19 protein-coding genes are annotated in these 19632 nt (G+C 72.9%); 2 read left to right on the top strand and 17 right to left on the bottom strand.

Annotation, left to right across the window (positions count from 1 at the left end):
• Positions 1-64 precede the first annotated feature (64 nt).
• The 3 genes from EIM48_RS09745 to rpoE form a co-directional block, all read right to left on the bottom strand.
• Entirely contained in the window at positions 65-1576 is a 1512-nt protein-coding gene (locus EIM48_RS09745) for a DegQ family serine endoprotease (protein WP_028914794.1), read from the bottom strand.
• 105 nt (positions 1577-1681) lie between these two features.
• Complete coding sequence (locus tag EIM48_RS09740) at positions 1682-2629, bottom strand: sigma-E factor negative regulatory protein (RefSeq protein ID WP_051403649.1); 948 nt, start codon at positions 2627-2629, stop codon at positions 1682-1684.
• On the bottom strand, positions 2626-3255 hold the full coding sequence (gene rpoE / locus EIM48_RS09735) for an RNA polymerase sigma factor RpoE (protein ID WP_026010294.1): 630 nt from the start codon (positions 3253-3255) through the stop codon (positions 2626-2628). Before rpoE ends, EIM48_RS09740 begins: the two co-directional genes overlap by 4 nt.
• Before the next feature lie 269 nt (positions 3256-3524).
• Here rpoE and EIM48_RS09730 point away from each other — a divergent pair, with 269 nt between their 5' ends.
• Positions 3525-5600 (top strand): 3-hydroxyacyl-CoA dehydrogenase NAD-binding domain-containing protein, encoded by a 2076-nt coding sequence (locus EIM48_RS09730; RefSeq protein WP_125111539.1) that lies wholly within the window; start codon positions 3525-3527, stop codon positions 5598-5600.
• A gap of 118 nt (positions 5601-5718) precedes the next feature.
• Here the strand turns inward: EIM48_RS09730 and EIM48_RS09725 are convergent, their stop codons facing one another.
• The 13 genes from EIM48_RS09725 to EIM48_RS09665 all read right to left on the bottom strand — a co-directional run bounded on the left by EIM48_RS09725 (position 5719) and on the right by EIM48_RS09665 (position 17061).
• Positions 5719-6750 (bottom strand): DUF4380 domain-containing protein, encoded by a 1032-nt coding sequence (locus EIM48_RS09725; RefSeq protein ID WP_084220800.1) that lies wholly within the window; start codon positions 6748-6750, stop codon positions 5719-5721.
• Between the two features lie 89 nt (positions 6751-6839).
• Complete coding sequence (locus EIM48_RS09720) at positions 6840-7193, bottom strand: PilZ domain-containing protein (protein WP_019397631.1); 354 nt, start codon at positions 7191-7193, stop codon at positions 6840-6842.
• 27 nt (positions 7194-7220) lie between these two features.
• Positions 7221-8246, bottom strand: a complete 1026-nt coding sequence (locus tag EIM48_RS09715) for a DNA polymerase III subunit delta' (RefSeq protein ID WP_125111538.1) — start codon at positions 8244-8246, stop codon at positions 7221-7223.
• Positions 8243-8914, bottom strand: a complete 672-nt coding sequence (tmk, locus tag EIM48_RS09710) for a dTMP kinase (protein WP_028914798.1) — start codon at positions 8912-8914, stop codon at positions 8243-8245. The genes EIM48_RS09715 and tmk overlap by 4 nt, the downstream gene beginning before the upstream one ends.
• Positions 8911-9933, bottom strand: a complete 1023-nt coding sequence (gene mltG, locus EIM48_RS09705; protein WP_233581671.1) for an endolytic transglycosylase MltG — start codon at positions 9931-9933, stop codon at positions 8911-8913. Before mltG ends, tmk begins: the two co-directional genes overlap by 4 nt.
• Positions 9934-10047: 114 nt before the next feature.
• On the bottom strand, positions 10048-11403 hold the full coding sequence (locus EIM48_RS09700; RefSeq protein ID WP_125111537.1) for an aminodeoxychorismate synthase component I: 1356 nt from the start codon (positions 11401-11403) through the stop codon (positions 10048-10050).
• 69 nt (positions 11404-11472) lie between these two features.
• A complete protein-coding gene (fabF, locus tag EIM48_RS09695) occupies positions 11473-12711 on the bottom strand; it encodes a beta-ketoacyl-ACP synthase II (RefSeq protein ID WP_083852382.1) in 1239 nt (412 codons plus the stop codon).
• Positions 12712-12847: 136 nt separating this feature from the next.
• The gene (gene acpP / locus EIM48_RS09690; protein ID WP_013535667.1) at positions 12848-13087 is read right to left on the bottom strand and encodes an acyl carrier protein; all 240 of its coding nucleotides are present in this window, start codon (positions 13085-13087) and stop codon (positions 12848-12850) included.
• 187 nt (positions 13088-13274) lie between these two features.
• The gene (fabG, locus tag EIM48_RS09685; RefSeq protein ID WP_019397637.1) at positions 13275-14021 is read right to left on the bottom strand and encodes a 3-oxoacyl-ACP reductase FabG; all 747 of its coding nucleotides are present in this window, start codon (positions 14019-14021) and stop codon (positions 13275-13277) included.
• Positions 14022-14073: 52 nt separating this feature from the next.
• Positions 14074-15015 (bottom strand): ACP S-malonyltransferase, encoded by a 942-nt coding sequence (fabD, locus tag EIM48_RS09680; protein WP_028914801.1) that lies wholly within the window; start codon positions 15013-15015, stop codon positions 14074-14076.
• A gap of 166 nt (positions 15016-15181) precedes the next feature.
• Positions 15182-16162, bottom strand: coding sequence for a beta-ketoacyl-ACP synthase III (locus EIM48_RS09675; protein WP_019397639.1), 981 nt, complete (start codon positions 16160-16162; stop codon positions 15182-15184).
• A gap of 86 nt (positions 16163-16248) precedes the next feature.
• Positions 16249-16440 carry a 50S ribosomal protein L32 gene (gene rpmF, locus EIM48_RS09670; protein WP_019397640.1) on the bottom strand — a complete coding sequence of 64 codons (192 nt, stop codon included), beginning with the start codon at positions 16438-16440 and terminating at the stop codon, positions 16249-16251.
• Between the two features lie 99 nt (positions 16441-16539).
• Positions 16540-17061, bottom strand: coding sequence for a YceD family protein (locus EIM48_RS09665; RefSeq protein WP_039730807.1), 522 nt, complete (start codon positions 17059-17061; stop codon positions 16540-16542).
• A 112-nt stretch (positions 17062-17173) separates the two neighbouring features.
• On the opposite strand from EIM48_RS09665, the gene EIM48_RS09660 reads away from it, so the two are divergent.
• Positions 17174-17740: a Maf family nucleotide pyrophosphatase gene (locus tag EIM48_RS09660; protein WP_125111536.1), complete on the top strand. Its 567-nt coding sequence runs from the start codon at positions 17174-17176 to the stop codon at positions 17738-17740.
• A gap of 7 nt (positions 17741-17747) precedes the next feature.
• Here the strand turns inward: EIM48_RS09660 and EIM48_RS09655 are convergent, their stop codons facing one another.
• On the bottom strand, positions 17748-19607 hold the full coding sequence (locus EIM48_RS09655; RefSeq protein ID WP_019397643.1) for a glycosyltransferase family 39 protein: 1860 nt from the start codon (positions 19605-19607) through the stop codon (positions 17748-17750).
• Between the last annotated feature and the right edge of the window lie 25 nt (positions 19608-19632).

The raw sequence follows: 19632 nt of genomic DNA, 5'->3' as shown, positions 1-19632 counted from the left end.
CCGCCGCCCCGCGCCCGCGGGCATGCGCCGGCGCCCGGCCGCACGGGCCGGGCGCCGCGCCGGATCAGTCTTCCTGCACGGTGAGGGCGACGAAGCTGGTGGCGCCGGCCGGGGTGCGCACCAGCAGCATCACCGCGTCGCCGGCCGAGGCCGACTTCAGCTCGCGCTCCAGCGCGGCCACGCTGCCCACCGGGGTGCGGCCCACCCGCAGGATCACCATGCCGGGCGACAATCCGGCCTCGCGCGCCTCCGGGCTCAGCACGCCGGTGATGCGCACGCCCTCGTTGTTGCCCAGGCCCAGCTGGCGGCGGGTGGCGGCGTCCAGGTCGGCCACGCGCAGGCCGATCCGGGCCGCCGGCGACACCGCCGCGCCGGAGCTGCTGCCGGAACCGTCGCGCAGGCCCGGCCGCTGGGCGTCGCTGGTCAGCTCGCCCAGGGTCACGTTCAGCTCGCGCTTGCGGCCGTCGCGCACGATCTCCAGCCGCGCCTTCGAGCCCGGCGGGAGCATGCCGATGATCGGCGGCAGGTCGGCGCTGCTGTTGACCGGCTGGCCGTTGACCGCGGTGATCACGTCGCCGATCTCCACTCCGCCCTTCTCCGCGGCGCTGCCCGGCTCGACGCTGTTGACCAGCGCGCCGGCGCTGCTGGACAGGCCCAGCGCCTTGGCCCGGGCCGAATCGATCTCCTGCACCACCACGCCCAGCATGCCGCGGCTGACCTTGCCTGTCTTCTTGATCTGCTCGGCCGCGTTCATCGCCAGGTCGATCGGGATGGCGAAGCTCACGCCCATGTAGCCGCCGGAATTGCTGAGGATCTGCGAGTTGATGCCCACCACCTCGCCGGAGGTGTTGAGCAGCGGGCCGCCGGAGTTGCCGCGGTTGATCGCCACGTCGGTCTGGATGAACGGCACGTACTGCTGGCCGCGGCCGCCGCTGCGGCCCAGCGCGCTGACGATGCCGGCGGTGACCGACTGCTCCAGGCCCAGCGGCGAGCCGATCGCCACCACCCACTGGCCCGGGCGCAGCGAGGAGGAATTGCCCAGGCGCAGGGCCGGCAGGCCCGCGGCCTCCTTGCCCTCCAGCTTGAGCAGGGCCACGTCGTAGCCCTCGTCGCTGCCGACCAGCTTGGCCTGGAACTCGCGGCGGTCGGACAGGCGCACGGTGATCGACTCGGCGCCGTCGACCACGTGGTGGTTGGTGAGGATGTAGCCGTCGCCGATCAGGAAGCCGGAGCCGACCGAGCGGCCCGGGGCGGCGTTCGGAGAAGGCATGCCGAAGCCGGGGCCGAAGAAGCGGCGGAAGATCTCCGGGATCTCCTCGTCGTCCGGCATGCCGCGGGCGGCGGTGCGCGCGCCGATCCGCGCCTCGATGTTGACCACGCCCGGGGTCACCTGCTCCACCAGCCGGGTGAAATCCGGCAGGCCCGTCACCAGCGGCGCGGCGGGTGCGGCCGGGGCGGCGGTGGCAGCGACGGCGGCCGGCGCGGCCGGGGCCGGCGACGGCTCCCGGGCGCACGCGACCAGCGGGATGCTCAGCGCCAGCGCGGCCAGCAGGGGTTTGCGCACACGTGCAGTCATGTAATGGACCTCATCGCTTGCATGGGGAATGGGCCGGCACGCCCCGCCGGCGCCGCCCCGGCAAGGGGCAGCCCGCGGTCACGGCAGGAAGGCCCGGGAAGCCGCTCAGCGCGGCGCGTCTTCGCTTGCGGCCGGCGGCTCGGCCAGATCCGGCCTGGCGTCCCCGCCCGCGGGCGCCGGCAGGGCCGGCTCGAACGGATAGAAGGCGCGACCGGCCGATTGTGCCCCCGCGTTGCCGAAGCTGGCGGTGAAGGCGCCGGTCGCCGGCTGCGGCAGCACCGCCCGCGGCCACGGCCGCGCATGCGGCGCCACCGCGGAGGCAAAGGGATCCTCGTTCGCGGCCTGGCCGGCGAACGGCGCGGCCGGCAGTTCCGCGGCCACCACGGTCATGGCGTCCGCCGGCGCCAGGACCTCGCGCGCCGGCTCGGCCAGCGGCAGCGGCTCGCGCACCACCGGCTGCACCCGCGCCGGACGGCGCGAGGCGGCCGCGGCGGCGACCGCGGCCACGGCCGCCGGCTCGGCGGCGGCCAGGTGGGTCGCCGGCGCATCCTCCGGAGTGGCATCCCGGGCGGCCGGGGCCGCCTCGGCGACTACCGGCGCTGCCGGCAGTTCCGGCGTGCTGGCCACGGTCGGCGCGGACGCCGCCGGCAGCGCGCCCGGATCGCGGGCCTGGCCCATGAACAGGGCCACCACCGCGACCGAGGCCGCCAGCGCCGCGGCGCCGCCGCCCCAGCGCATCCAGCCGTGGCGCGCGCCGCCGCGGGTGCCGGTGGCGGCCACCGCCGCCGCGTCCTCGCGCACGGCCAGGGCCACCGCCTCGGCGAAGCCGGGGGCAGCCATGCGCCCGAGCCGGCCGCGCATCACCTGCCCGTACAGCTGCCAGCGTTCGTAGCTGCCGGCCAGTTCGCGGTCGTGCTCCAGCCGGCGCAGCAGGAAGCGGGCCTCGTCCGGGGCCAGCGCGCCGTCGACCAGCGCTGAAAGCTGCTGGCGATAGTGGAGTTCAAGCCGGTCCACGCCGGGAGCGTCGTTGCGGGGGCGGATGTCCTGGCTCATGTTCTGTTTCGTTCGCGGGTAGCGCTTTGGACCTCGAGCAGCGGCCGAAGTTCGGCATCGATCGCTTCCCGGGCACGGAAGATGCGCGAGCGGACCGTGCCGATCGGGCAACCCATCTTCTGCGCGATCTCCTCGTAGCTCAGGCCGTCCACCTCGCGCAGGGTGATGGCGGTCCGCAGTTCCTCCGGCAGCGCGTCCACCGCCTTCATCACCGTGCGCTCCAGCTCCTCGCGCATGGCCTCGCGCTCGGGGGTGTCGGTGTCGCGCAGGCGGGTGCCGACGTCGTACTGCTCGGCGTCGCTGGCGTCGATGTCGTCCGTCGGCGGGCGCCGGTTGTGGGCGACCAGGTGGTTCTTGGCGGTGTTCACTGCGATCCGGTGCAGCCACGTATAGAACTGGGCGTCGCCGCGGAAGTTCCCGATCGCGCGGAAGGCGCGGACGAAGGTGTCCTGGGCGACGTCCTGGCACTCGCTCCAGTCCGGCACGTAGCGGCCGATCAGGGCGACGATCCGGTGCTGGTACTTGCGCACCAGCAGGTCGAACGCGGCCGTCTCGCCACGCTGCACGCGACGGACCAGTTCGAGGTCCAGGTCCTGGGGTGAATCCTTTTGCGTTCCTTCGGCCATGCCGGGCCGTACTCCTGTCGGCGCGGCCGAGCCGTGCCCTGTGACCGCCGTTGCCGGGAAAAGTTCAGCGGCCTGGCGCGGACCGCTTCCGGATCTCCACATTGTGACGTGCTGCCGTCCGCCCATGCAGGAACTTAACCGCCCGCCGCTTACCGTCGCGCAGGCCGCCCGCCGGCCGCGCGCGCCTTCTCCTGTTATGGGATTTGACGCGGCGGAAACAACCTCGGGATGATAGCCGCCCCTTCCATACACAACCGGATGGTGCACCCATGCTCCCAGGCCTCGACGGACTCCGATTCAGCCACTGGCAAGCCGCCAGGCGCGACGACGGAGTCGTGGTACTGGCGCTGGACCGGGCCGACGCGGCGGTCAACGCGCTCTCGCAGGACGTCCTGATCGAACTGGGCGACATCGTCGAGCGCCTGGCGATCGACCCGCCCAGGGGCGTGGTGTTCCGTTCGGGCAAGGCCAACGGCTTCATCGCCGGCGCCGACCTGAAGGAGTTCCAGGAATTCGACCGCAAGGGCACGGTCAACGACGCGATCCGCCGCGGCCAGGCCGTGTTCCAGAAGATCGCCGAACTGCCCTGCCCGACCGTGGCCGCGATCCACGGCTTCTGCATGGGCGGCGGCACCGAACTGGCGCTGGCCTGCGACTACCGCGTGGCCAGCAATGATCCGTCCACCCGCATCGGCCTGCCGGAAACCCAGCTGGGCATCTTCCCGGGCTGGGGCGGCAGCGCCCGCCTGCCGCGCCTGGTCGGCGCCCCGGCGGCGATGGACATGATGCTCACCGGCCGCCGCCTGGCCGCCAAGGCCGCGCGCAACATCGGCCTGGTCGACAAGCTGGCCGAGCCGGCGGTGCTGGAGGACGTGGCCGCCGCGCTGGCGCTCAAGGGCCTGGAGCGTCCGTTCGGCCAGCGCTTCAAGGGCTGGGCCACCAATACCTGGCTGGCGCGCAAGATCCTGGCCCCGCAGATGGCCAAGCAGGTCGCGCGCAAGGCGCGCAAGGAGCACTACCCGGCCCCTTACGCCCTGATCAGCACCTGGGAGCGCAGCGGCGGCGCCGGCATCCAGGCCCGCCTGGACGCCGAACGCAAGGCCGTGGTCAAGCTGGCCGCCAGCCCGACCGCGCGCAACCTGATCCGGATCTTCTTCCTCAGCGAGCGGCTCAAGGGCCTGGGCGGCAAGGAGCATGGCATCGCCCACGTGCACGTGGTCGGCGCCGGCGTGATGGGTGGCGACATCGCCGCCTGGGCGGCCTACAAGGGCTTCAGCGTCACCCTGCAGGACCGCGAGCAGCGCTTCATCGACGGTGCCCTGTCCCGCGCGCAGGAGCTGTTCGGCAAGCGGGTCAAGGACGCGGCCAGGCGCGCCGAGGTCGCCGCGCGCCTGCAGGGCAACCTGGCCGGCGACGGCGTGGCGAAGGCCGACCTGGTGATCGAGGCGATCATCGAGAACCCCGACGCCAAGCGCGAGCTGTACCAGTCGCTGGAGCCGCGGATGAAGCCGGACGCGCTGCTGGTGACCAACACCTCCTCGATCCCGCTGGACGAGCTGCGCGGCCACATCGCGCGCCCGGCGCAGTTCGCCGGCCTGCACTACTTCAACCCGGTGGCGCAGATGCCGCTGGTCGAGATCGTCCGCCATGCCGCGCTGGATCCGGCCACCGAGCAGCGCCTGGCGGCGTTCTGCAAGGCGCTGGACAAGTTCCCGGTGCCGGTGGCCGGCACCCCGGGCTTCCTGGTCAACCGCGTGCTGTTCCCGTACATGCTCGAGGCCGCGCACGCCTACGCCGAGGGCATCCCCGGCGCGGTGATCGACAAGGCCGCGGTGAAGTTCGGCATGCCGATGGGCCCGATCGAGCTGATCGACACCGTCGGCCTGGACGTGGCCCAGGGCGTGGGCGCCGAGCTGTCGCCGTTCCTCGGCCTGTCGCTGCCGGAGGCGCTGTCCACGGTCGAGCCGGGCAAGCGCGGCAAGAAGGACGGCCAGGGCCTGTACAAGTGGGAGAAGACCGAGAAGGGCAGCAAGCCGGTCAAGCCGGAAGTGCCGCAGGGCTACAAGGCCCCGGACGACCTGGAGGACCGCCTGGTCCTGCCGCTGCTCAACGAGGCGGTGGCCTGCCTGCACGACGGCGTGGTCGACGATGCCGACCTGCTGGATGCCGGCGTGATCTTCGGCACCGGCTTCGCGCCGTTCCGCGGCGGCCCGATCCAGCACATCCGCGCCACCGGCGCCGACGTCCTGCTGGAGAAGCTCAAGGCCCTGCAGGCACGCCACGGCGAGCGCTTCGCCCCGCGCCCGGGCTGGGACAGCCCGCTGCTGCGCCAGCCGCCGGCATAAGCGGCGGCCCTGCCGCGCCGGCGCCCGCGCACCGGCGTGGCCGGCCCCTGGAAGACAGGACGGGGCGGCCCATGGCCGCCCCGTCCCCGTTTCCATGCCCGGCACCGCTCCGGGCGGCCTATTCGATCCCGGCTTCGTCCAGCATCCGCCGCAGGAACGCGACCTGGGCGTCGCGGCGGTCCGGCCCGTCGTAACGGCGCACGATCCACCACTGCCGCGCGCTGGTGGATTGCCCCGGCTCCAGGGCCACGTAGGGCGCGTGCACCTCCAGCTCCATCAGGCTCGGATAGGCCGGGTCCGGGCGCCAGTCCAGGTACAGCTCGACCTGGCCCTGCTCGGGGTGGATCCGTTCCAGCGGCTGTTTCTCGAAATGGATCACGAAGGCCTGCCCGGCGTTGAAGCCGGCGATCCAGCCGGCCTGCGGCTGGATGAACACCTTGCCGCGGCGGCCCAGCAGGCCCTCGCCCGGCGGCAGCAGCTCCAGCGAGAACAGGCCGTCGTCGCTGCGGCTCACCAAGGCGTCGTAGCCGCCGTCGGTATCCGAGCGCACGCGCACGCCGCTGCCATCGGCGGCCACCGGCACGTACACCCGCGTCTGCGGCGGCACCCGCGAGTTGAACCAGATGTCGCGCGCCACCGGTTCCTTGCGGATGTTGCGCATGTCCACCACCAGCTCGGCGCGGTCGTGGGCGAGGTTGAACGACTGGGTCAGCTGCACGCCGCTGACCGGGCTGGCCGCGCCCTCCACCACCAGGCGGGCATCGCCCTGCTCCAGCACCTTCGCCGGGGCATGCGCCAGCCACGGATCCGGCGGCCAGATCGCGCCGGCCTTGCGCCGCGCCGGGTTGAGGGCCTGGTGCGTCCACCACTCCGACTGCGGCCCGACCCAGACCTCGTGGCCCAGGTAGGGGATGTTGTCGCCGTCGGCGCGCACCTGCGGGTCCGGCTCGGCCTGCACCGCCGGGCCCTCCAGCAGCAGGTTGGGCGCGCCGGGCAGCGACAGGTGCAGGATGCGCCCGCCCAGCCGCGGCGATACGTCCATCTGCAGCGCGGGGCCCTGCAGGCGCATGCGCAACGGCACCGGCGGCTCGGCCGCGACCGCGGCCAGCGAGGCCGCGCCCAGCAGCGCGGCCAGGAGGGACTTGCGCACGTGGAGTCGGGTTTCGGGCATATGTACCCCCTGGGGTTGTCCGGCCTGCCCGCGTCCGCATGCAGCGGGGGACGCCCCCGCCGGGCAGGTCACATGGTGTGGGTGGGCTTGTCGCCGTTGAGGGTGCCGGCGAGCAGGGTCTCGATCCGGTTCTTGACCGCCTCCCCGTCGGTGCCTTCCGGGAACTGCACGCCGATGCCGGCGACGCGGTTGCCCTGGGCGCCGGCCGGCGTGACCCAGACCACCTTGCCGGCGATCGGCAGGCGCTCGCTGGAATCGGGCAGGGTCAGCAGCAGGAACACCTCGTCGCCGAGGAAGTAGCGCTTGGGCGTGGGCACGAAGATGCCGCCGTTGCGCACGTAGGGCATGTACGCCCCGTACAGGCCGGCCTTGTCCTTGACCGCCAGCGACAGGATGCCCTGGCGTCCGCTTGCAGCACTCATTGGATCATTCCCCTTTACTCGCGCCGGCTAGGTCTTCGTGCTGCGTGCCAGGTCGCGCCAGCCGAGCAGCAGGTCCGCCATCACCAGGTCCGCCCGCACCGTGCTGCGCAGCAGTTCGCGGGCACGGTTGGCGCGGTCGAACCACTCCGCCAGCTTGTGCAATCGGGCTGGATCGGTCAAGCCGGAAGCGGCCTCGCCCACCGCGTGTTCGGCGGCGTGGCGCAGGCGTTCCTCGCCACGCTCGTCCGCGCCCCAGCGCTGCGCCACCTCCAGCGGATCGGCGCGGCCGCCGCCGATCGCGGCCAGGTCGGCCGCGACTTCCTTGCGCAGGGCCAGGCCATCGCCTTCCAGCCAGCTGGCCGCCAGCCCCGGGTGGCCGCGCGCGGCGTCCAGCGCCTCGCCCGCGGCCGCCTGGGCGTGGCCGCGCGCCTGCAGCCAGGCCAGCGCCTCGGCACGCGGCGGCAGGCGCATCTCCAGGCGCTGGCAGCGGCTGCGGATGGTGGCCGGCAGGCGCGCCGGACTGGCCGTGACCAGCCATAGGTAGCGCCCCGGCAGCGGCTCCTCGAGGGTCTTGAGGATCGCGTTCCAGGCGCTGTAGTTGACCGCGTCGGCCGGCTCGACCACCGCCACCCGCGAACTGAACGTGGCCGAGACCTCCAGCCGCTCGGACAGCTGGCGCATCTGCTCGATCACGATCTCGGTGCGCATGCGCGGCGGCGACGGCTTCAGCCGCCACTCGTAGCCGACGAAGATCAGGTCCGGGTGCGCGCTGTGGCCGTCGGGCTGGGCCAGGGAACCGTCCGGGCGGGTTTCCACCGGATCGCGCTGGGTACGGGTGGCGAACAGCTCGCAGCTGCGGCAGCGGCCGCAGGCCCGGCCGTCGGCGCGCGCCTCACACAGCACGTACTGCGCCAGCGCCTCGATCACCGCGCGCTTGCCCAGCCCGGCCGGGCCACACAGCAGCAGTGCGTGGCCCAGGCGCCCGGCGTCCACCGCCGCGGCCGCCTGCTCGTACAGGCGCTGCTGCCAGGGCGCGAAACCGTCCGGGCTCATGCGCCCTCCCGCCGGTCCAGCCACGCCGCCACCGCCGCAGCGACGTCGCGGCCCACCGCCTGCGGCGGCTGCGCCGCGTCGATCAGGGCGAAGCGCTCCGGCTCGGCCCCTGCGCGCTGGCGGAAGCCGCGGCGCACGCGCTCGAAGAATTCGTCCTGCTCGCTCTCGATCCGGTCCGGCCACAGGTCGCGGCCGCTGGTGCGGGCGCGGCCCTCGCGCACGTCCAGGTCCAGCAGCAGGGTCAGGCCGGGGCGCAGGCCGACGGTGCGCCGTTCCAGGTCGCCGATCCAGGCCGGGTCCAGGCCGCGGCCGGCGCCCTGGTAGGCGTAGCTGGAATCGGTGAAGCGGTCGCTGACCACGAACGCACCGCGCTCCAGTGCCGGACGCACCACCTCGGCCACGTGCTGGGCACGGGCGGCGAACATCAGCAGCAGCTCGGTCTGCGGGTGCAGCGGCTCGGCCACGTCCTGGCCGGGCGCCGAGCGCGCCAGCAGCAGCTCGCGGATGCGCTCGGCCAGCGGCGTGCCGCCCGGCTCGCGGGTCAGCACCACCTCGTGGCCGCGCGACAGCAGCAGGTCGCGCACCGCCGCCAGCGCGGTGCTCTTGCCGGCGCCCTCGCCGCCCTCGAGGCTGACCAGGCGCGGATGCATGGGCAATGCCTGGCTCACTGCTGCGGCTCCGCTTCGGCGCGCGGCGGGCAGTTGCGCCGGCGCTGGTAGCAATCCACCGCGCGGTTGTGCTCGGCGTAGGTGGCCGAGAACACGTGCGAGCCGTCGTTGCGCGAGACGAAGTACAGCGCGTCGCCGGGCGCCGGGTTCACCGCCGCGTGGAGCGCGGCGCGGCCGGGCATGGCGATCGGGGTCGGCGGCAGGCCCGGGCGGGTATAGGTGTTGTACGGGGTGTCGGTGGCCAGGTCGCGCTTGCGGATGTTGCCGTCGTAGGCGCTGCCCATGCCGTAGATCACGGTCGGGTCGGTCTGCAGCAGCATGCCCTTCTGCAGCCGGCGCGAGAACACGCCGGCGATCTGCGGGCGCTCGTGCGCCTGGCCGGTTTCCTTCTCCACGATCGAGGCCAGGATCAGGGCCTCCTCCGGCGAACGCAGCGGCGTGTCCGGCGCGCGGTTCGCCCAGGCCTCGGCCAGGGCCTGCTCCATCGCCGCGTAGGCACGGCGCAGGATGTCCAGGTCGCTGTCGCCGCGCTGGTACAGGTAGGTCTCCGGCAGGAAACGCCCTTCCGGGTGCTGGCCGGGATGGCCCAGCGCCGCCATCAGCGCGGCGTCGTCCAGGTCGGTGGCCTCGTGCAGCAGCGGCTCGGCCGCGGCCAGCGCGGCGCGCAGCTGGCGGAAGTTCCAGCCCTCGACGATGGTGACGCGGTAGTGGATGACGCGGCCATCGCGCATCCGCCGCAGCAGCTCGCGCGGGGTGATGCCCGGCTCCAGCGCGTACTCGCCGACCTTCAGCCGGCCGGCGGCGTCCAGTTCCCGGGCCAGCAGGCGCCACTCCAGGTCGTGCCCGGCCACCACGCCGGCCTGGCGCAGGCGCGCCAGCACCGTGCGCAGGCCGTCGCCGCGCTCGATGCGCACGCTGGCCGGTTCGCCGGTCCAGGCCGGAGCGTCGGCGAAGCGCTGGTAGTGGTTCCAGCCCCAGGCCGCCACGCCGCCGGCCAGCAGCAGCACGGCCAACAGCACGCCCAGCGAAATCCCGATTGCACGCCTACATCCGCCGGCCACGACCACCTCGTTCCCAGGAAGGTCGCTCAGGATACCGCGCCGCACGTGCCGCCCGCCGCCCCCGCGCGCGGTTCACGCCTCCGGCACCAGCGCGCGCAGCAGGCCGCGCGCCTTGGCCCGGGTCTCGTCCAGCTCGCGGCCGGGAACCGAGTCGACCACGATGCCCGCGCCGGTGCGGAAGCTGGCGGTGTCGCCCCGCACTTCCGCGCTGCGGATCAGGATGTTGAGGTCCATGTCGCCGTTGCGGCCCAGCCAGCCGAAGGCGCCGGTATAGGCACCGCGCGGTACCTGCTCCAGCTCGGCGATGATCTGCATGCAGCGCACCTTGGGGCAGCCGGTGATGGTGCCGCCGGGGAACACCGCGGCGATCACCTCGCCCGGGGTGGCGCCGGGGCGCAGCTGGCCGCGCACGTTGCTGACGATGTGGTGGACGTGGGCGTAGCTCTCCACCGTCATCAGTTCGTCGACCTCGACGCTGCCGGGCGTGCACACGCGACCGAGGTCGTTGCGCTCCAGGTCGATCAGCATCACGTGCTCGGCGCGCTCCTTGGGATGGCCGACCAGCTCGCGGATGCGCGCGGCATCGTCGTCGCCAGGAAAGCGCGGGCGGGTGCCGGCGATCGGCCGGGTCTGCACCGTGCGCCCGTGCACCGCCACCAGCCGCTCCGGCGAGGAGCTGGCCACCGCCCAGCCCTCTCCGGCGAACAGGCCGGCGAACGGCGCCGGGTTGGCCTGGCGCAGGCGTGCGTACAGCGCGGCCGGATCCAGCGGCGCGTCGAAGCGCGCCTGCCAGCCGCGCGAGAGGTTGACCTGGAACACGTCGCCGGCGCGCAGGTAGTCGAGCACGCACGCCACGCCGTCGAGGAAGCGCTGCGGTTCGTCCTCGCCGATTTCCGCCGGCGGCTGCCACGCCGGCAGCGGCGGCAGCGCGGCGCTGGCCTCCAGGTCGGCGCGCAGCACCCCGAGCAGGTGCCCCTGCCCCGGCTCGGCGATGGCCACGCACTGCCCGCTGGCGCGGTCGCGCAGCACCGCGGCCGGACAGCGCAGGGCCAGCGCCGGCGGGCGCCCGTCCTGGCGCTGCGGCAGCTGCAACACCGGTTCGACCTGGGCGGCCAGTTCGTAGTCCAGCAGCAGGGCCCAGCCGCCTGCGAACGGCCAGCGCGGATCGGCGATGCCGGCATGCTCGCGCCGCCACCATGCATCGAGCGCCTGCAGGAAGGTGCCGGCGTGCTCCGCACCGTCGAGATCGCGGGTGATGCCGTCGGCATCCAGGCGCAGGCCGCGGCCGTCGGCCACCAGCAGCAGGTCCCAGCGCCCCTGGGCGGTGCCGGAGGCGACGGACTCGAGCAGCAGCGGATAGCGCGACGGCGTCTGCCGGTGCAGGGCCAGCAGGTCGACCGACGCCGGAAGCGCGAAGGGCTGGAGCATGGGATGGGCGGCCCCGGCGGCGGATGCCGTTGCAGTGGCGGGCGCCGGCCGCGGCCGGCGCCGTAGCCATCAGATGCGGCCGAAGACCAGGGTGCCGTTGGTGCCGCCGAAACCGAAGCCGTTGGACACGGCCACGTCGACCCTGGCCTGGCGCGCCACGTTGGGCACGTAGTCCAGGTCGCAGCCCTCGCCCGGGTTCTCCAGGTTGATGGTCGGCGGCACGATGCCGTGGTGGATGGCCAGCACCGAGAAGATCGCCTCCACGCCGCCGGCGGCGCCCAGCAGGTGGCCGGTCATCGACTTGGTCGAGCTGACCATCATCTTGTAGGCGTGGTCGCCAAAGGCGCGCTTGATCGCCAGGGTCTCGGCCAGGTCGCCCAGCGGGGTCGAGGTGCCGTGCGCGTTGAGGTAGTCGACCTTCGCCGGATCGATCTTCGCGTCGCGCAGCGCGGCCAGCATGCAGCGCGCGGCGCCGTCGCCGTCCTCACTGGGGGCGGTCATGTGGTTGGCGTCGGCACTGGCGCCGAAGCCCAGCAGCTCGGCGTAGATGCGCGCGCCGCGTGCCTTGGCGTGCTCGTACTCCTCCAGCACCAGGATGCCGGCGCCGTCGCCCAGGACGAAGCCGTCGCGCTCGGCGTCCCACGGGCGCGAGGCGCGCTCGGGCTCGTCGTTGCGGGTGGACATGGCCTTCATCGAGCAGAAGCCGCCCATCGAGGTCGGCGAGGAGCCGCGCTCGGCGCCGCCAGCCACCATCACGTCGGCGTCGCCGTGCTGGATCAGGCGCATCGCCGTGCCGATGGAATGGTTGGAAGTGGCGCAGGCGGAGACGGCCGAGAAGTTCGGCCCCTTCAGCCCGCGGATGATGCTCAGCTGGCCCGGCAGCATGTTGATGATGGTGCTGGGCACGTAGAACGGCGAGATCTTGCGCGGGCCGCCCTCGAGGTACTTGGCGGTCTGCTCCTCGATGCCGAGGATGCCGCCGATGCCCGAACCGATGATCGCGCCCACGCGCTCGGCGTTGGCCTCGGTGATCTCCAGGCCGGAGTCGTCCAGGGCCATGAACGCAGCCGCCAGTCCGTAATGGATGAACGGCTCCATCTTCTTGGCGTCCTTCGGCGGCAGGAACGCGGTGGGATCGAAATCGCGGATCTCGCCGGCGATGCGGGTGGCGTAGGCGCTCGCATCGAAATGCGTGACCGGGCCGATGCCCGACCGGCCGTTGACGATGCCATCCCAGCTGCTGGCCAGGTCGTTGCCCAGCGGCGAGACCATGCCCATGCCGGTGACGACGACGCGACGCTGACTCATTGGCGGCTCCTGCTGCTTCTCGGTGCGGGATTGCGCATGCCGGCGGGTTTCCGCCGGACATGCACGGGGCCGCATGCAGCGGCCCCGTCGGAATGTGGTCGCCGCGGACCACGCGGGTCCGCGGGCACGGCGCGCGTCAGCTCTTGACGTGGGCCTTGATGTAATCGATCGCCTGCTGGACGGAGGTGATCTTCTCGGCCTCTTCGTCCGGGATCTCGCACTCGAACTCCTCTTCCAGGGCCATCACCAGCTCGACGGTGTCGAGCGAGTCGGCGCCCAGGTCGTCGACGAACGATGCGCTGTTGGTCACTTCCTCTTCCTTGACGCCGAGCTGTTCGACGACGATTTTCTTGACGCGCTCTTCGATGGTGCTCATGGGTTTGCTGCTCCAGGCGGAGTGGTTGTTGGTCGAACCGGCGCGAGGATGCGCGGCCCGGGTTTCACTGATCCACAAGGCGGATAGTGTAGTCAAAAGCCGGGGCCACTGGCACCCGCGGGAAAATGCAGGCCATTCAGAAGCTTGCGCGGCTTTTGGGGTCTTGTTTGGCAGCTGCGGGCCGGTGTCAGGCCATGTACATGCCGCCGTTCACGTGCAGGGTCTCGCCGGTGATGTAGCCGGCGTCCGGGCCGGCGAGGAAGGCCACGGCGCGGGCGATGTCCGCCGGTTCGCCGAGGCGGCCCAGCGCGATCTGGCCGAGCATCGCCTCCTTGGCGTCCGCCGGCAGGTCGCGGGTCATGTCGGTGTCGATGAAGCCCGGGGCAACCACGTTCACGGTCACGCCGCGGCTGCCGATCTCCTTGGCCAGCGACTTGCTGAAGGCGATGATGCCGGCCTTGGCCGCGGCGTAGTTGGCCTGGCCGGCGTTGCCGGTGGCGCCGATCACCGAGGCGATGTTGACGATGCGGCCCTTGCGCGCCTTCATCATCCCGCGCATCACCGCCTTGCAGCTGCGGTAGACGCTGGTGAGGTTGGTGTCGAGGATGGCCTGCCAGTCCTCGTCCTTCATCCGCATGAGCAGGTTGTCGCGGGTGATGCCGGCGTTGTTGACCAGGATCGAGACCGGGCCGAACTCCTTGGCGATCGCGTCGACCAGCGCCTCGATGGCGCCGGGCTCGGTGACGTCGAGCCGGCGGCCGTGGCCGCCCTTGCCCGCCAGGCGCTCGCCGATCGCCTGCGCGCCGGCATCGCTGGTGGCGGTGCCGACCACGGTGGCACCGCGCGCGGCCAGCTCGTCGGCGATGGCCGCGCCGATGCCGCGGCTGGCGCCGGTAACCAGGGCGATCTCGCCGCTCAGGGGCAGGTTGCTCATGTCGACCTCTTGAATCTTCAGCTAGGACGGCCGCGGCGCGGCCGCGTGGATGTCAGCGCCAGTCGGCCAGCGCCGCGTCGAAGTCGGCCGCCGCGCCGATGGCGCGCGCGTCCAGCGACTTGTCGATGCGCTTCACCAGGCCGGCCAGGACCTTGCCCGGGCCGCACTCGGCGATGCGGGTGGCGCCACGCGAAGCCAGCGCCTGCACGCAGCCGGTCCAGCGTACCGGCAGGTAGAGCTGGCGCACCAGGGCGTCGCGGATCGCGTCCACGCCCTCGTGCACCTGCGCGTCCACGTTCTGCACCACCGGCAGGGCCGGTGCCTGCCACTGCAACTGCGCCATCGCCTCGCCAAGGCGGTCGGCCGCCTGGCGCATCAGCGGGGTATGCGAGGGCACGCTCACCGCCAGCTTGACCGCCTTGCGCACGCCGCGCTCGGCCAGCAGCGCCAGCGCCGCGTCGACCGCGGCCGCGTCGCCGCCGATCACGATCTGGCCGGGCGAGTTGTAGTTGGCCGGGACCACGATCCCGCTGGACGAGGCCTGGGTGCAGACCTCCTCCACCACCGCGTCCTCGGCGCCCAGCACCGCGGCCATCGCACCGCTGCCGGCGGGCGCGGCCTCCTGCATCAGCTGGCCACGCAGGCGCACCAGGCGCGCGCCGTCGTGCAGCGACAGCGCCCCGGCGGCCACCAGCGCGGTGTACTCGCCGAGGCTGTGGCCGGCCAGCAGCGCCGGCTGTGCGCCGCCCTGGGCCTGCCACGCGCGCCAAGCCGCCACGCCCGCGGCCAGCAGCGCCGGCTGGGTGAACTCGGTGCGGTTGAGCTGCTCTTCCGGGCCCTCCTGCGAGAGCTTCCACAGGTCGACGCCGGCGCCTTCGGAGGCCTCGGCGAAGGCCTCGCGCACCTGCGGGTGCGCCGCCGCCAGTTCGGCGAGCATGCCGACGGACTGGGAACCCTGGCCGGGGAAGACAAAGGCAAGCGTCGCTTGGGTCACGTGCTGTCGCAGTTCGAAGAAGGACGGCGATGATACGGGCGCAACGCGCCGTTTGTCTGTACGACCGCGTATGTGCAGGCCGCGGCGAACGCGCCCGGGACTGCCCGGAAACGCGGAAAGGCCGCACGGTGGCGGCCTTTCCGGTTCGCTGGACGTGGTGCCAGGCTCAGTAGCGCAGCAGCGCCGAGCCCCAGGTGAAACCGCCGCCGAACGCTTCCAGCAGCAGCAGCTGGCCGCGCTGCACCCGGCCGGAGCGCACCGCCTCGTCCAGCGCCAGCGGCACCGAGCCGGCGGAGGTATTGCCGTGGCGGTCGACGGTGACGACCACGCGGTCCATCGGCATCTCCAGGCGCTTGGCGGTGGCCTCGATGATGCGCAGGTTGGCCTGGTGCGGGATCAGCCAGTCCAGGTCGCCGCGGCCCAGGCCGTTGGCCTCCAGGGTCTCGTCGACCACGCCGTCCAGCGCCTTGACCGCGTGCTTGAACACCTCGTTGCCGGCCATGAGGATGCGCACGCCGGCATTGGTGGCGCCGGCGTCGAAGCCACTGGACACGCCCGCCGGGCAGTGCAGCAGCTCGCGCTTGCTGCCGTCGGCGTGCAGGTGGGTGGAGAGGATGCCGGTCTCGCTGTCGGCCTTGAGCACGACCGCGCCGGCACCGTCGCCGAACAGCACGCAGGTGGTGCGGTCGGTCCAGTCGACGATGCGGGTAAGGGTCTCTGCACCGATCACCAGCGCGGTGCGCGCCGCGCCGGAACGGATGAACTTGTCGGCCACGCTCAGGGCGAACACGAAGCCCGAGCAGGCGGCATTGACGTCGAACGCCGGGCAACCGGCGATGCCCAGCTTCTGCTGCACCAGGCACGCGGTGGACGGGAAGATCACGTCCGGCGTGGTGGTGCCGACCACGATCAGGTCGATCTCGGAGGCCTCCATGCCGGCGGCCTCGATCGCCTTCAGCGCGGCCTGGTAGGCCATGTCGCTGGTGGTCTGGCCCTCGGCCGCCACCCGGCGCTCGCGGATGCCGGTCCGCGTACGGATCCACTCGTCGCTGGTGTCGACCACCTTGGCCAGGTCGTCATTGGTAACCACCTTCTCCGGCAGGTAGCTGCCGGTTCCGGCGATGCGCGAATAGATCCGCTCGCTCATGCGTACTCCCGCAGGGAAGGCTCCCGCGGGAGCCGGAGATTGGCCGCAAACCGGGCGGGCGCGACGCGTCCGCCCGAATGGGGGTCTCAGTCTTCCTCGACCACGTTCTTGGTGGCGATGACCTTCTTGCCGCGGTAGTAGCCGTCGGCGGTCACGTGGTGGCGCAGGTGGATCTCGCCGGTGGTCGGGTCGGTCGACAGCTGCTTGGCGGTCAGCGCGTCATGCGAACGACGCTGGCCACGGCGGGACGGGGTGACACGGGATTTCTGCACAGCCATGGGATTGCTCCAAACTCGGTTGAATTGCGTGTTCTGTAAAGCCTCGAAGCCACCCGCCGGTGCCGTTCCAGGGCGCCTTTGCGCGGCGGCGCGGCCGTACTACTTCTTTTTCAGGGCCGCCAGCGCCGCGAACGGGCTGGCCGCCTGCTGTTCTTCCTCGCTGGCCGACCAGGTCCGGTCGACCGGCTCGCTGTCCGGCGAGACCGGGACCACCGGCAGCGCCAGCACCAGTTCGTCCTCCACCAGGTCCAGCGGCCGCAGGATGCCGTCCTCCGGCACCAGCAGCGGCTCGTACCCCGGCGGCAACGCCGCCTCCTGGGCCTCGTCGCGGATCAGCCCCAGGCGCTGCACCGCCTTCACCGGGAACACGAAGCGCTCCAGGCTGCGCTGGCATACCAGCGGCAGGCCGGCCTCCAGCGCCAGCTCGATGAACGGCACCTGCAACGCGTCCTGGCCGAACTCCAGCGTGAAGCTGCATTCGCCCTCGGTGTCGGCGAGGCTGCCCTGCAGGCGCGGCAGCGCCGAAAGCGCCACCCGCCCCTCGAACTGCCGCCGCGTGGCGACCATCCTCCAGGCGTCCAGCGTTTCGGGGACCTGCACTGCGGGCACACCAGCGGACATAAGCCGCTGAATGTTAAGGACCGCCCCGCCCCCTGTCAAACCCGCGCCATGAACGTTTGCCGGTGGGCGCGCGACGCGGGAGACTGGCGCGCCATTTTCCCACGAACCGGCCATGCTCGTCCTCGCCTCGACCTCCCCCTACCGCCGCGAACTGCTGCAACGCCTGCGCCTGCCCTTCGAATGCGCGCGCCCGGAGGTCGACGAGACCCCGCTGCCGGGCGAGGAAGTGGCGCCGCTGGTGCGCCGGCTGGCGACCGCCAAGGCCGGCGCGGTGGCGGCCGCGCGCCCGGGCGACTGGGTGGTCGGCTCGGACCAGGCCGCCGAGCTGGACGGCCGCATCCTCGGCAAGCCCGGCGGTCGCGAGGCCGCGATTGCGCAGCTGGCGGCGATGGGCGGACGCGTGGTGCGCTTCCACACCGCGGTGTGCGTGCAGGGCCCGGGTGGCAGCTTCGCCGCCACCGACCTGACCCGGGTCCATTTCCGCCCGCTTGGGCGCGCGGAGATCGAGCGCTACGTCGACGCCGAGCAGCCGTTCGACTGCGCCGGCAGCTTCAAGTGCGAAGGCCTGGGCATCACCCTGTTCGAGGCGATCGAATCGACCGACCCCACCGGCCTCGTCGGCCTGCCGCTGATCGCCCTGTCCGGCCTGCTGCGCCAGGCCGGCTACGCCCTGCCCTGAAGCCCGCTCAGCCGCCGGCCGCGCAGCGCGGCGTGCGCACGAGTTGCATCCAGCCGTCCTCGACGCTGCCGTCGCGACCGTGCACGCGCAGCGCCAGGCGATGGCGCCCGGGGCGCACCCAGTCCGGCAGCCGGCCGCGGGCGACGAAGCCCACGTCCGGATGGGTGGGATCGGTGCTGTTGCGCCAGTACTCGGCCACCTGCGGCGCCGGTCGGCCATAGTCGGCGCGCGCCAGCACGCGCCCGTCCAGCAGCAGTTCCACCGCCTCCACGCCGACCCCGTCCTTGAACGCCCAGCCGCTGGCCTCGTACGCGCAGTCCAGGACCGCGCCAGCCGCCGGCGCGTCCATCCAGGCCAGCGCCGGCAAGGTGCACTGGCCCTCGGCGCGGCCGGGCGGCAGCCGGAACAGCAGGAAGCGCTGGGCGAGGTTGTCGACCGCCAGCACCTGCGGCGGCGGCAGCGGCCCCAGCCAGTCGCACAGCGACTGGTAGTACTGCAGCGTGTTCTTGAACGGCACGTCGCTGGCGGCGGCCACCAGCAGCACGTCCGAGTCCAGCGGCTGGTCCACCAGCAGGCCCCACAGCGCCAGCTGCGGCGAGCGGCCGTGGTGGGCGTTGAGCGGGTGCGGCAGCACGCGGATGTCCGGATCGCCCATGGCGAAGCCCAGCTGCGCGCCGACCTTGAAGCTGTCGCCCACCAGCACCGTGCCGTCGGGCATGTCGGCCAGCGCGCCGCGCACTTCCGCCGCCAGCGCGTCCCAGCCGGCGAAGTTGCGCGGATAGTGCTTGCTGCCGGCCAGTTCCGCGCGCACCGCCGGGATCGAAACCGCCAGCAGCCAGGCGAACGCCAGCACCGCGCCGGCCGCGGTCGTGGCCCAGGCCGCGCGGCGCCAGTGCCGCGGCCAGCCCTGCAGCAGCAGCGCCGCCAGCGGCAACAATGCCAGCCAGGCCGGCAGCGGCCAGTGGAAGCTGACCCGCTCGGCATCGGTGAAGAACCCCAGCAGGAAGAAGCCGCCGGCCACCAGCCCGCCGAACAGGCCGAGGAAGCGCCACGGCGGCCGCAGCGCGCGCAGCGGCCGCGCGCAATGCCATGCGCCGCGCAGCATCGCCGCCAGCAGCAGCGGGGTGACCATCGCCGCCTGCACCGGCAGGAACGCCAGGCCGCCGGCATGCAGCGCCCACGGGTGCCGGTCCACGAACTGGAAGCGCACGCCGGCATCGCCGTGGTCCAGGTTCCACATCAGCAGCGGCGCCCACGCCAGCAGGCCCACCGCCAGGGCCAGCAGCACCCGCGGATCCTCCAGCAGGCGCCGGCCCTGCGGCAGGACCAGCATGGCCGCCGCGCCGGCCACCATCACCCCGGCGAAGCGGTAATGGCTCAGCGCGCCCAGGGCCAGGCCGATGCCCAGTTCCAGCACCGCCAGCGCGCTCACCTGGCGGGTGAGGTGGGTGCCGGCGTGCAGGCACAGCACCGTGGCCAGGGCCAGCGGCACGTCCGGCAGGGCCAGCAGCCCGAGCGTGCCGGACAGCGGCATCAGCACCGCCAGGCTGCCGGCATGCCAGCCCAGGCGGTCGCCGAACCAGCGCCGGCCGATCCGCGCCACCCACCACGGCACGAACGCGCCCACCAGCAGGAACGGCATGCGCAGCGCCAGTAGGTGGTCGCCGCCGAACTCGGTGCCGAGCCGGGCCAGCCACGCGGTCATGCCCGGCAGGTCGGAATAGGCCGGGGCCAGGTGGCGGCCTTCCTGCCAGTAGAAGGCCTCGTCCACGAACAGCGGCAGCCTTGCGGCCACCACCAGCTTCAGCACGCACGCCGCCGCCCACAGCAGGACGAAGGCGCGCCGCGCGCCTAGCCCGTCCTGCATACCCGGTACACTCCAGGCCGATCCG

The organism is Pseudoxanthomonas sp. SGNA-20 (assembly GCF_003931635.1).
Lineage (GTDB): Bacteria > Pseudomonadota > Gammaproteobacteria > Xanthomonadales > Xanthomonadaceae > Pseudoxanthomonas.
The sequence above is the reverse complement of the archived record's forward strand: the minus strand, read 5'-3'. Positions and strand labels throughout refer to the sequence as shown.

What these genes read in the sequence shown, in the direction of transcription:
- EIM48_RS09745 (WP_028914794.1), bottom strand. Translation starts at nt 1,576, where the DNA reads ATGACTGCACGTGTGCGCAAACCCCTGCTGGCCGCGCTGGCGCTGAGC.
- EIM48_RS09740 (WP_051403649.1), bottom strand. Translation starts at nt 2,629, where the DNA reads ATGAGCCAGGACATCCGCCCCCGCAACGACGCTCCCGGCGTGGACCGG.
- rpoE (WP_026010294.1), bottom strand. Translation starts at nt 3,255, where the DNA reads ATGGCCGAAGGAACGCAAAAGGATTCACCCCAGGACCTGGACCTCGAA.
- EIM48_RS09730 (WP_125111539.1), top strand. Translation starts at nt 3,525, where the DNA reads ATGCTCCCAGGCCTCGACGGACTCCGATTCAGCCACTGGCAAGCCGCC.
- EIM48_RS09720 (WP_019397631.1), bottom strand. Translation starts at nt 7,193, where the DNA reads ATGAGTGCTGCAAGCGGACGCCAGGGCATCCTGTCGCTGGCGGTCAAG.
- EIM48_RS09715 (WP_125111538.1), bottom strand. Translation starts at nt 8,246, where the DNA reads ATGAGCCCGGACGGTTTCGCGCCCTGGCAGCAGCGCCTGTACGAGCAG.
- EIM48_RS09700 (WP_125111537.1), bottom strand. Translation starts at nt 11,403, where the DNA reads ATGCTCCAGCCCTTCGCGCTTCCGGCGTCGGTCGACCTGCTGGCCCTG.
- fabF (WP_083852382.1), bottom strand. Translation starts at nt 12,711, where the DNA reads ATGAGTCAGCGTCGCGTCGTCGTCACCGGCATGGGCATGGTCTCGCCG.
- acpP (WP_013535667.1), bottom strand. Translation starts at nt 13,087, where the DNA reads ATGAGCACCATCGAAGAGCGCGTCAAGAAAATCGTCGTCGAACAGCTC.
- fabG (WP_019397637.1), bottom strand. Translation starts at nt 14,021, where the DNA reads ATGAGCAACCTGCCCCTGAGCGGCGAGATCGCCCTGGTTACCGGCGCC.
- EIM48_RS09675 (WP_019397639.1), bottom strand. Translation starts at nt 16,162, where the DNA reads ATGAGCGAGCGGATCTATTCGCGCATCGCCGGAACCGGCAGCTACCTG.
- rpmF (WP_019397640.1), bottom strand. Translation starts at nt 16,440, where the DNA reads ATGGCTGTGCAGAAATCCCGTGTCACCCCGTCCCGCCGTGGCCAGCGT.
- EIM48_RS09665 (WP_039730807.1), bottom strand. Translation starts at nt 17,061, where the DNA reads ATGTCCGCTGGTGTGCCCGCAGTGCAGGTCCCCGAAACGCTGGACGCC.
- EIM48_RS09660 (WP_125111536.1), top strand. Translation starts at nt 17,174, where the DNA reads ATGCTCGTCCTCGCCTCGACCTCCCCCTACCGCCGCGAACTGCTGCAA.
- EIM48_RS09655 (WP_019397643.1), bottom strand. Translation starts at nt 19,607, where the DNA reads ATGCAGGACGGGCTAGGCGCGCGGCGCGCCTTCGTCCTGCTGTGGGCG.